The organism is Bifidobacterium sp. UBA6881 (assembly GCA_002451435.1).
Taxonomy (GTDB): domain Bacteria; phylum Actinomycetota; class Actinomycetes; order Actinomycetales; family Bifidobacteriaceae; genus Bifidobacterium.
Map to the genome: position 1 here is coordinate 2,362 of DKCF01000025.1, position 563 is coordinate 2,924.

At 64.8% G+C, this 563-nt stretch carries 1 protein-coding gene; it reads right to left on the reverse strand.

Translation table 11 applies throughout. From position 1 onward, the window contains the following. Nucleotides 1-563: sortase (locus B3C64_RS01985; protein ID WP_291533354.1), on the reverse strand; the 563-nt coding region annotated here is incomplete at both ends.

Below are 563 nucleotides of genomic sequence, written 5' to 3' on the forward strand. Positions count from 1 at the left end.
CCGGTGATCACCGCATGCGTGCTTCGCCCGCCGACCGGAAGGCTGCTGCCGTACAGATGCCCGGCGCCCGAAGCGAGCGCGGATTGCGAGGTTCCATGGTAGATCGGCAGTTTCACCGAGATTTTGGGAATGCGGATGGTGCCCATGACGCCGTCACCGGTATTGAGCAGGCTTTGGTATTCCGCGTCCTTCGCGCTTGCGCTGTCCGATTCGTCGGCATCGGACTCGCTGGCCCGCGAACCGCCCTGCACCGCGGCGAACGGGTCCTTCGCCTCGCCGAGAACCGGCTGTCCGGATTTGGCGAGCCTTCGGTTGTACGCCTTCGCCGCGGCGAACGCCTCATCCGCCTGCGGGTACGGCCAGCCATCGACCGTCTGCGCGGAATCGTCGGATGTGTTCGACAGTTCCCGCGCGGCGCGGTATTGCAACGCCGCGGGAAAACCGCCGATGCATATCGCGATGACGATGAGCATGGCCGCGATGACGCGCATGGCGATCACCACGCGATGATTATGGCGACGGTCGCGCATCTCATCCGTGACGTCGATCGCTTCCGAAAAGGC